This window comes from Catenulispora pinisilvae (genome assembly GCF_015356865.1).
GTDB classification, from domain to species: Bacteria; Actinomycetota; Actinomycetes; order Streptomycetales; family Catenulisporaceae; genus Catenulispora; species Catenulispora pinisilvae.
In genome coordinates this window covers 1-1471 of record NZ_JAAFZA010000500.1, presented here as the reverse complement: position 1 = coordinate 1471, position 1471 = coordinate 1, and the positions used below count along the sequence as shown (strand labels likewise).

Here is a 1471-nt window from a genome sequence, read left to right as displayed (position 1 = left end):
GTCGGGGGTGTCGGGGGTGTCGGAACGTCGCGCCGGATCAGACCGGGAACTCGATATGCGGCAACACGGAGAGCCCGGGCCCGAAGCGCGGCGGAATCGCCGGCTCCGCCCCGGCCGCGACCACCGGCGGCTCGACGAAATCGACCTCGAGCTCAGACCGGTGCAACGCCACCACATCGGCCGCGTCCGGCAACCCGGGCTGCTCCACGACCAGCAACGGCCGCTCCAGAACCGGCGACAGCAACTCCAGCACATTGTCGACCGGCGCCGGCGCCGCGGGCTGACGCAGATCCAGCCCCGTCCACGGATCAGCCTTCGCGAACGCCGCCTGCCGAGCCCGCCGATCCGCCGCCCGCACCACGGTCGCGGCCGCATGGATGGTGGCTATGACGTCGTCGGCGGTGGTGGGGACCGCCACCACGCCGGAGGTGGGCACGGGCGTCGCCAGGTCGGTGGCGGCCAGGAAGGCCGGGGTGGCTATGTCGGTGCTGGTGGTGGGGACCAGGTCAGTGCCGGTAGTGGGGACTAGGTCGGTGGAGGCCGGCTCGGCGGAGGCGGAGCTGGCCTCAGGCTCGGCGGTGCTGGCCTCGGTGAAGCCGACTTCGGCAGAGATGGCGGCGACTTCGGCAGAGCTAGCCTCGGCGGAGGTGGCCTCAGCTTCGGCGGTGCTGGCCTCGGTGAAGCCGGCTTCGATGGAAGTGGCGGCTGTCTCAGCGGAGGTGGCCTCGGCGAAGGCGACTTCGGTGGAGCTGGCTTCGGCAGAGGTGGAAGTCACTGGTGCGCTGTCGGAATCAGTCGGTTCGGCCGCGATGCTGTCGGGGTCGGTCCCGAGATCATCGGCGAGGTCAGCAGTGAAGTCAGCAGTGAAGTCAGCGGCATCAGCCGGAGCATCGGCCTCGATACTCGGGAGGTCGGCGAGGTTCGTGGTGTCGGCCTCATCCGCGTCGACGCGTAGCGGCGCGAACGCGACCGTCGGCGCCTGTGCTGAGCCGGGCCGGGGACGCGTCACCTGCTTGATCGCCGCGACCGGCAGCGAGATGGTGGCCGTCGCGTCTGAGGTGCTTTCGGCGACTGCCCGCTTCACCGCCCCGACGTTGAGCGTGACCGTGGAGATCGCGTCCGAACCGCGACCAGGAGCTTCATCGCCGCTGCCGCTGGAGCTAGCACCGTTGCTCGAACCTGCGCCACTACTCGAACCAGCACCATTGCTTGAACCAGCAGCGTTACTTGAGCCAGCGCCGTTGCTTGAGCCAGCACCATTACTCGAACCAGCGCCGTTGCTTGAGCCAGCGCCGTTGCTTGAGCGAGCACCATCCCCCGCCGCACCATCCCCCGCCTCGCCAGCAGCAACCGCCGCGGCATCCGCCCCGACAGCCTCAGCCCGCTCCACCGCCGTGAAGGCGACCGTGTCCACCTCGGGGCTCGTCGGTCGGGGCGGCGCGGGCGCTGCGTCCACCTCGACGGCGGGCAG

At 70.4% G+C, this 1471-nt stretch carries 1 protein-coding gene; it reads right to left on the bottom strand.

Features of this window, described 5'->3' with window-relative positions; all coding sequences use genetic code 11:
- Window positions 1-37: 37 nt before the first annotated feature.
- The gene (locus IZR01_RS49150) at window positions 38-1084 is read right to left on the bottom strand and encodes a hypothetical protein (protein WP_194927884.1); all 1047 of its coding nucleotides are present in this window, start codon (window positions 1082-1084) and stop codon (window positions 38-40) included.
- Between the last annotated feature and the right edge of the window lie 387 nt (window positions 1085-1471).